This window comes from Amycolatopsis sp. NPDC059021 (genome assembly GCF_042739895.1).
Lineage (GTDB): Bacteria > Actinomycetota > Actinomycetes > Mycobacteriales > Pseudonocardiaceae > Amycolatopsis.
In genome coordinates, this window is record NZ_JBHYIQ010000054.1 from 57,696 (window position 1) to 66,092 (window position 8,397).

General features: G+C 70.4%; 6 protein-coding genes and 1 pseudogene. 2 read left to right on the forward strand and 5 right to left on the reverse strand.

The window, feature by feature from the left end; translation table 11 throughout:
• Positions 1-226: 226 nt before the first annotated feature.
• Together ACFWX1_RS28455 and ACFWX1_RS28460 are read right to left on the reverse strand one after the other, a co-directional pair.
• Positions 227-2,860 (reverse strand): LuxR C-terminal-related transcriptional regulator, encoded by a 2,634-nt coding sequence (locus tag ACFWX1_RS28455; RefSeq protein ID WP_378392387.1) that lies wholly within the window; start codon positions 2,858-2,860, stop codon positions 227-229.
• On the reverse strand, positions 2,857-3,075 hold the full coding sequence (locus ACFWX1_RS28460; protein WP_378392389.1) for a hypothetical protein: 219 nt from the start codon (positions 3,073-3,075) through the stop codon (positions 2,857-2,859). Before ACFWX1_RS28460 ends, ACFWX1_RS28455 begins: the two co-directional genes overlap by 4 nt.
• Before the next feature lie 430 nt (positions 3,076-3,505).
• On the opposite strand from ACFWX1_RS28460, the pseudogene ACFWX1_RS28465 reads away from it, so the two are divergent.
• Positions 3,506-4,006 (forward strand): annotated as a pseudogene (locus tag ACFWX1_RS28465) (GAP family protein); the annotation flags it as partial.
• On the opposite strand, the gene ACFWX1_RS28470 reads toward ACFWX1_RS28465, so the two are convergent.
• Genes ACFWX1_RS28470 through ACFWX1_RS28480 form a run of 3 tightly spaced genes read right to left on the reverse strand, consistent with a single transcriptional unit; the run spans position 3,952 to position 6,118 of the window.
• Positions 3,952-5,142, reverse strand: coding sequence for an AI-2E family transporter (locus tag ACFWX1_RS28470; protein WP_378392391.1), 1,191 nt, complete (start codon positions 5,140-5,142; stop codon positions 3,952-3,954). The pseudogene ACFWX1_RS28465 and the gene ACFWX1_RS28470 sit on opposite strands and share 55 nt — an antisense overlap.
• A complete protein-coding gene (locus ACFWX1_RS28475) occupies positions 5,136-5,612 on the reverse strand; it encodes a hypothetical protein (RefSeq protein ID WP_378392393.1) in 477 nt (158 codons plus the stop codon). Before ACFWX1_RS28475 ends, ACFWX1_RS28470 begins: the two co-directional genes overlap by 7 nt.
• On the reverse strand, positions 5,609-6,118 hold the full coding sequence (locus ACFWX1_RS28480; protein ID WP_378392395.1) for a DUF1269 domain-containing protein: 510 nt from the start codon (positions 6,116-6,118) through the stop codon (positions 5,609-5,611). The genes ACFWX1_RS28475 and ACFWX1_RS28480 overlap by 4 nt, the downstream gene beginning before the upstream one ends.
• Positions 6,119-6,322: 204 nt before the next feature.
• On the opposite strand from ACFWX1_RS28480, the gene ACFWX1_RS28485 reads away from it, so the two are divergent.
• Positions 6,323-8,176, forward strand: a complete 1,854-nt coding sequence (locus ACFWX1_RS28485) for a glycoside hydrolase family 15 protein (RefSeq protein WP_378392397.1) — start codon at positions 6,323-6,325, stop codon at positions 8,174-8,176.
• Positions 8,177-8,397: the final 221 nt, after the last annotated feature.

An 8,397-nucleotide genomic window follows, 5' to 3' on the forward strand; every position in this document is an offset into this window, starting at 1 on the left:
CGCCGCGCGGGCGCCCCCCCCCCGGCCCGCTCCGCCGCGGTCGGCGGCGTGCCCCCCCCCCCCGGCCGGCCCCCCGACAGGCAGCAGGCGCCCGCGCATCCCCTCAGCCATCCCTGACCAGCGGATCCGGGCTCAGCGCCGCAAGCTTCCTTCATCCCACATAAGTCCACAAAGGACACATCCGGCAGAGCGTCCCGGACGCGTCAATCCTGCCGGCCGCGCAGAGTCACAGCAGGCCGCGGCGCCGGGCGGCGACGACGGCGTCGCGGCGGTGGTTGACGCCGAGTTTGCGGTAGATGCCGCGCAGGTGCGTCTTGACGGTGTTGACGGAGACGAACAGCGAGTCGGCGATCTGCTCGGTGGTGCGCATGGACGGCAGTTCGGTGAGCAGTTCGAGTTCGCGGCAGGTCAAGGGGTCCACCGGGGCCACGGAATCGGCGGGTAGCATCCGGAGCACGGTGTCGGCGAACTCGTCCGCGCGGCCGAAGCGGCCGGAGCCGCGGACGAGCAGTTCGCGGATGTGCCGTCCGGCGGTGTGAAACGGCCGCAGCGCGCGGGGCGCCGTGGCGAGGTCGAGTGCCCTGCTGATCGCCTCGTGTGCCCGGTTGAGTTCGCAGGCCTGATCGGCGAGCAGGGCTTCCAGAAGCCAGGCGTCGATGAGCGTATGCGCCACGAGGGGACGGATCTGTCCGTCGAGGACGGGTTGCAGCCGTCGTCGCGCGGCACCGGTCTTTCCGCGGTGCACGTGCAAAGACGCGATGAGCAGCGCGTGCTCGGCGTAGGGGGCGAGCAGGTGCCGGTGGCGCTCGATCACCTCCGCGGCCCAGGTGGGTTCGCCGACTCGCAGTGCCAGGCGTTGCTCGATCGGGGCGGTGTAGGCGACGAGGCTCGGGGCGAGGGTCTCGGCCGCGAGCCTTTTCCCGAGGCCACGCAGTGTTTCGACGATCGCGTGCGGATCCTCGGCGTCGCCGAACTCGACGGCGGCCTTGAGCGTCACCGCGAACAATTCGGTGGTGGGCTCGACCTCCGGGGGCAGCAGGCGGTCCGCCCGCCCGGCGAACCGGCGGGCACGTTCGTCGTCCAGCCGCTCGTACGCGGCGGCACCGAGGATCGCGTAGAGCAGCGCACACCGCTCGGTCTCGTCCCATCCGCGGGCGCGGGCCAGCTGCCGGGCCGCGCCGGTGCGTTCGGTCAGCTCGGCCAGATCGCCCCTCGCACCGGCGAGGCCCGCGAGGTGGATCTCGCAGTGCAGGCGGACGGCGTCGCGTTCCTCCACGGTGGCCGTCTGCACCGCGAGTTCCAGATCCGCGACGGCGTTCGTGAGGTCGCCCAGCCACAGCGCCGCGGTGCCGCGGTTGACGAGCGCGAGCAGATCGAGGTCCAGGTCGCCGGTGTCGCCCGCGGTGGTGGCGCCGAGTTCGGCGAACGCCTCGTCCAGTTTTCCGCCGTAGCCTGCCCGGTAGAGCGCGGTCACGGCGTGCAGGGCCCGCAGCCGCGCGGAACGCAGCGGCTGGGCCGAGTTGTCGACCCTGCCGAGACACCGGTCCGCGCCCGTGACGTCGTGCGCGTCCAGCGCGGTCACCGCGGCGACGAGCGCCACCTGGGGCCGGGCCAGAACGTGCTCGGGCATCGCGTCGAGCAGCGTGCGCAGGCGCGCGCCGTGTCCTTTGAGGACGGTCTGCAGCCCGAACCGCTGAAGGTAGCGGCTGATGAGTTCCTCGTCCCGCGCCGCGATCCCGTGTTCCAGGGCGGTCAGCACGTCGCCGGAATGGGTGAACCACTCCGCCGCCGACCGGTGGAGCTTGCGATACGCCCGGGGATGACGTCGCGTGAGTTCCGCGCGCAGGTAGTCGCGCAGCAGCGGATGACAGCGGTACCGGGAGCCGTCGCGGCCGTGCCGGGTGACCAGCGAGTTGGTGCGGGTGAGGGTGTCCAGGATCTGCCCGGAGTTCTCCTGCCCGGTCAGCCGGGTGGCCAGTTCGCCGGTGACGTCGGGGCACACCGAAGTGCTCAGCAGGAAGTCTCGGATGTGGGCGGGCTGCGGGCCGACGACCTCTTCGGACAGGTAGTCGGCGAGCAGGCGGTCGTCACCGGTGAAGGCCCGGATCGTCCGGCCCGTGTCGGACGCGGCGGTGACCGACAGCGCGAGGAAGCGAAGACCGGCTGCCCAGCCTTCGGTCCGTTCCAGTGCCGCGTCGAGTTCGGTCTCCGTGAGTGCGAGGTCGTGGCCCGCCAGCAGGGTTTCGGCTTCCCGCTTGGTGAAGTTCAGCTGGTGCGGCGTGATTTCCCGCAGCCGCCCCTCGAGCCGGAGCCGGGGCAGGATCAGCGGCGGGGGAAACCGGGTCGCGAGGACGACCCGTACCCCGGCCGGCAGATATCGCAGCAGGATGTTCACGCTCTCGATCGCGTCCGGGGCGGAAAGTTCGTGCACGTTGTCCAGGATCAGCAGCACGGGCCGGGCAAGTTCGCGGCACGCGTCGATGAAGGCCGCGACGCATTCGTGCACGGGCGCGTCCCGCGGTGGCGAGTCCCGGGTGGAGACGCTGTGGGACAAGGCCCGGAAAAGCGACGACCACAGCGAAAACACGTCATTGTCGTCGGCGTCCAGGGAAATCCACACCACGTGTTCCGCCGGGACGCGGGACCGCGATCTTCGGCGGAGCCAGCTGTCGAGCAGGACGGTCTTCCCGGATCCCGCCGGCGCGTTGAGCAACGTCACGCTGGAGACATCGCCGCCGGTCGCCTTGTCCAAGGCGGCGAACAGCCGATCCCGGTCCAGGACGGCACAAGCGGGCGCCGGCGGGGCGAGCTTGGGCGGGGGCACCACGGCCGGTTCCCCGCAGCCGTTCCCGGGGTTCACCGGTCGGTGCCTTGCGCGGCCGCGGCGGCGATGAGATGCCCGATAACGGCGACCGTCCTCGATGCGCCGGTCAACGCGAAAGCGAGACCGGAAACCACGGCGTCCAAAGGAAAGCCGGACTGCCGCGGCTCGCGCTGCGCGGAGAGCAGCAACACGACCATGATTCCCGCCAGTGCGATCCTGATCCCGGACCGCCGATGTGGCACAGTGCCCACCTGGTGTCTCCCTTCCCGTCCCGCAACGGCTGAAACGGAACCGATCTTGCTCACCCTGTCCGGTGGTCACCTCCTCCCCAGCGGGTGAGTCGGCACCGTTCGCACGGAATTCCCGTTGCGAAGAGTGGCGGACGGGACGCATTCCTCGCGGTGCGTGACGGACTACGCGATACGTATTCACCCGTGACAGGCGAGGAAAACCGTGCGCCGCGGCACGCACTCTTGAATCGCGGATCACGGGAGTACTTCGACGGTCCCGCCGTCGGGCGAGCGTTGTCCGTCATCGTCGGGCACCCGGTGGCGGGCAACGCGCTCGGCCGGGACGCGGCTTCCGCGGGGGGGGGCCGCCTCGGACAGGGAGTGCGGAATGACGGACGGCCGGCTCGCGGTGCTTCCGCTGGCGATCACCATGATGGCCGGGCCGCAGATCATGTCGGCGTTGATCCTGATCACAGTGGAACGTGCCGTGCCGGTGTCGCTCGCCTTCGTCGCGGGCGTCGCCGTCGCCGTCACTGCGGGGACGGCGTTGACGACCTGGCTGGCGGGGTTCCTGCCGCCGGATCCCTCGGTTTCCGCCTCCGGCAACTCCGTCGCCACGATCGTCGAGTACGTCCTCATCGCGTTCCTGCTGTGGCTGGCGGTCCGGAACTGGGCGGGCCGCAAGACCGCGGAGCCACCGAAATGGCTGGGCTCGTTGCTGACGGCGGGGCCGGGACGGGCGTTCCGCACCGGGTTCCTGCTCGTCGGGTTCTTCCCCTCCGACGTCCTCGTCATGTGCACGGTCGGCGTCACGCTCGCCCGAGCCGGCGCGGGTTTCACCGCGGCGATCCCATTCCTCGGCGCCACGGTGCTGATCGCCGCGCTGCCGTTGCTGGGTTATCTCCTCTTCCGGCGGCGGGCGGCGCGCGTCATGCCCGCCATCCGGGACTGGATGACCGACCACGGCTGGCTGATGAACATCTTCGCCTGCCTGCTCTTCATCGGCCTCATCCTCTTCTGAGCGTCCTGACCGTCCCGGCTGTCCCGGCCGTTCCGGCGGCGGGCCGATCCCACCAGCGCCACGACCCAGCCGCGGCCGGGGTCGTCGACCAGCACGGCCAGGACCAGCAGGGTCGCGGGCACCGACAGCAGCGTGCCGAGCGGGCCGAGGACCCAGGCCCAGAACACCAGCGCGACGAACGTGGCCGTCGCGGACAGGCCGACGGCGTTGCCCACGTAACGGGGCTGGATCAGGGACTGCACCACGAAGTTGATCACGCCGTACACCGCGATCACCACGAGCATCGCCTGCCAGCCCCCGTCGAGGAGGGCGAGCAGGGCGGGCGGTGCGAGGCCGAGCAGGAAACCGACGGTCGGGACGTAGTTGGTCACGAAGGAAAGCAGGCCCCACAACACCGCCAGCGGCACGCCGAGCAGCAGCAACGCGACGGTGTCCATGATCGCGACGACGAGCCCGAAGACCGTGGTCACCACCAGATAGCGGCGGACGCGGCGGGCGAAGTCCCGCAACGCTTCGGCGGTCCGGGGCCGGTCACCGGCGATCCCGGCCATCCGGCCGTCGGTGTCGGCGGTTTCGGTGCTGAGGAACAGCATCAGTCCCAGCAGGAACACCAGGCTCGTGGTCACCCCGGTCAGATCCGACAGCACGGAGCCGAGAGATGCCAGGAGCTTGCCCGGGTCGAGCGCGTTCGTGACGTCGCGGAGCTGGGGCGGCCCGATACCGAGCCGCCCCAGTGCTCCGGTGACTTCGGCGGCCAGCCCCGCGGCCCGGTCCGCGTACCGCGGGAGCAGCGCCGCCAGCTCGGTCACCGAAACGATCATCGCGACGCCGAACGCCGCCAGGATCCCGTAGACGAACACCACGAGCCCGGTCGTCGCCACCCAGCGGGGAAATCCGCGACGCCGCAGCCAGCCGTGCACGGGGCTGAGCGTGATGACGACGACGGCCGCGAGCAGGGTCGGCGCGGCCAGCCAGGCAACGGCCTTGATCCCGGCGACACCGACCACGACCGCTGCGAAGCCGACCAGAACCACGAACGCTCGCGACGTCCCGGAAGTCGTCACCACGGCGCGTCAGGGGCTTCCTCGCCGTGGACGACGACCGCCCAGATCACCATGACGCACAAGGCGATCACGATCGTCGACCACACGGGATGGGCCGACAGGAACACCAGATGTGTGAGCAGGGTGCCGGTGGCGCACAGCACCGCGACGAGCCTCGCCCACCCGGTGCCGGAGAACAGGGCGGCACCGGAGATCGCCACCACCACCCCGCCCACCAGATGCGCCCAGCCCCAGCCGGTCACGCTGAGCACGAGGGAGTAGTCGGGACCCACGATGTAGTACCCGCGCCGGAACAGGGCCACGATTCCCGCGATCGCGTCGAACACGCCGAGAACGATCATGAGCACGCTCGCGAAGACGAGCCAGCCCGTCCACATCGACCGCCGCGGCGGCACGGTCCGGTGATCCCCCGGCCGTCGTCCGGCGGTTTCGTGGGCGGTGATATCCGCTTCGGCACCCCATCGCTCGTTCATTTCGTCTCCGTCTCGTGTTCCGTGGTGAAGGTGTCGCGAAGCGTCTTTTCCTGTTCCTCGCTCAAATTCGTGAAGATCAGCTCGGGTCTCGCCTCACCGCCGAAGGCCTCCCGCACCCTGTCGATGACGGCACCCGAGCTGAGCACGAACAGCGCCGACGTTCCTTCGGTGACCTCCGCCCGTACCTGACGGATCAGGTCGTCGTCGATGCCGTAGTCGGACAACGAACCGCCGAGCGCGCCGGTGGCGGCACCGAGCGCCGCGCCGATCAGCGGCACCAGGAAGATCAGGCCGAACAGCATTCCCCAGAACGCGCCGGTGAGCGCGCCCCGTCCCGCCAGGTTGTGCAGCTGCCGGAGTTTCGGTTTGTCCTTTCCTTCCCGCCACGCCACGATCGCGGCGTCGTGCACCGTGATGAGCCGGTTCCTGGCCAGGGATTTCACCCGCTCCGCCGCGAGCTCCGCGCCGTCGGCCGAGTCGAACAGCCAGATGGTCAACGTCTCCACGGTCACCGTCCTTTCCGAACTGGGTTTACGACCGCGGCCATCGCACATCGGCACGGACGGCGGGCACATCACCTTCGCCGGGTGAGCCTCGCCCGGCAGGTCGCGGCACGCGATCCCATCCGGCCAGGGTGATGACCGGCAGGCGGAAAGCCCGCACTGTGGGCGGAAAACCGTGGAATGCCCCGGATGGCAAGGAGTTCGCTCGTGGACCACACTCCGTTGATCGCCGACCACGGCCTGATCGGCGACCTGCAGACCGCCGCGCTGGTGAGCACCGACGGCACCGTCGACTGGTTCTGCTGCCCGCGTTTCGATTCCCCGAGCGTGTTCGGCGCGCTGCTGGACCACGACGGCGGGCACTGCCGGATCCGGCCCGTCCGGCAGCCGTACACCACCCGGCAGCTGTACTTTCCCGACACCGCGATCCTCATCACCCGGTTCCTGACCGAATCGGGCACCGGCGAGGTCATCGACTTCATGCCGCCCGCGTCGCGCTCGCGCGCCACACCCAGCCGCCGCCTGATCCGGATGGTGCGCTGCGTGCGCGGACGCGTCGCCTTCTCCGTGGACGTCGTCCCGCGGTTCGACTACGGCCGCCGCCAGCACACCACCTGCGTCACCGAGGACGGCGCGCTGTTCGACAGCGGGAAGTACGGCCTGACCCTGCACGCCGTCCGGGAACCGGGGGACGCCCGGCTGGCGCACATCCACGTCCTCGAAGGCGGCGTCTACGGCTCGGTCACCCTGGAGACCGGCCAGGTCCGCGGCGTGGTGCTCGAATCGGACGCCGACGGCCCGCCGCGCGCGTTCCGCGTCGCCGAAATCGAGCAGGCCTTCGGGGACACGGTGCGGTTCTGGCGGTCCTGGCTGGCGCGGTCGGCCTATCGTGGACGCTGGCGCGAGACGGTCGACCGGTCGGCGATCACCCTCAAACTCCTGACCTACGCGCCGACCGGCGCGATGGTCGCCGCCCCCACCACGGGATTACCCGAACAGCTCGGGGGCGAGCGGAACTGGGACTATCGCTACACCTGGATCAGGGACGCCTCCCTCGCCGTGTCCTCGTTGCTCACCCTGGGATTCACCGGGGAAGCCGTCGACTTCGCCCGCTGGCTCGGGGAGCGCTACCAGCAGAGCGGCCCCGGCGACGGCCCGATCAAGGTCATGTACCGCGTGGACGGCTCGTCGGACCTGACGGAGGAATCGCTCGCACACTGGGCGGGCTACCGCGGTTCGAGCCCGGTACGGATCGGCAACGCGGCGTCCGGCCAGCTCCAGCTCGACGTCTACGGCGAACTGTTCGACACCGTCCACCAGGCCGACCGCCGGGGAATCGAGGTCGGCCACCAAGGCTGGCAGGCACTGTCCGAACTGCTCGGCTGGCTGACCGAGAACTGGGACCGGCCGGAGGAGGGAATCTGGGAAACCCGTGAGGGGAAGGCGGATTTCACCTACGGCAGGCTGATGAGCTGGGTCGCCTTCGACCGCGGCATCCGCCTCGCGACGGCACGGGGGCGCCCTGGTGCCGTCGAGCTGTGGCGGGCACACCGCGACCGTATCTACCACCAGATCTGGGAACACGGCTGGAACCCGCTGCGCCAGGCCTTCGTCCAGCGATACGGCTCCGATGCCCTCGACGCGTCGCTCCTGCGGATGGCGGACGTCGGCTTCATCGCCCCGCAGGATCCGCGGTGGCTGGCCACGCTCGAAAGCATCGAAGCGGATTTGGTCACCGACAGCCTCGTCCACCGCTACGACCCCGGCATGTCCCCCGACGGCCTGACCGGGAGCGAGGGCACCTTTTCGTTGTGCACCTTCGGGTACGTCAGTGCGCTGGCTCGTGCCGGCTATGTGGACAAAGCGCGGCTCGTGTTCGAGAAAATGCTGACTTTCGCCAATCACGTGGGCCTGTACGCCGAAGAAATCGGTCCCACCGGCGAGCAACTCGGCAACTTCCCGCAGGCCTTCACCCACCTGGCCCTGATCGACGCCGCGCTCACCCTCGACCGCGCGTCCGCGTCTCCGGAGCCGGTCTTCGCTGCGGGAGGCAAACCGTGACCTCGCTCCCCGCCCCACCGAACCGTCGCCTTCGCGGCTTCCGGACTGGCGGTTGTGTCCTTTGTGGATCGTGACGCCGTGAAGGGGGCCTTCACGGCGCTGAGCGCTGTGAAGGCCCCCTTGAGGGCGTTCGGCGAGCCGGGGTCGTCGCGCGGCGGCGTCGGGGGGGGGGGGGGGGGGGGCGCGCCGCCGGCCAGGGGCCGCGCGCCGCGCGGCGCCCG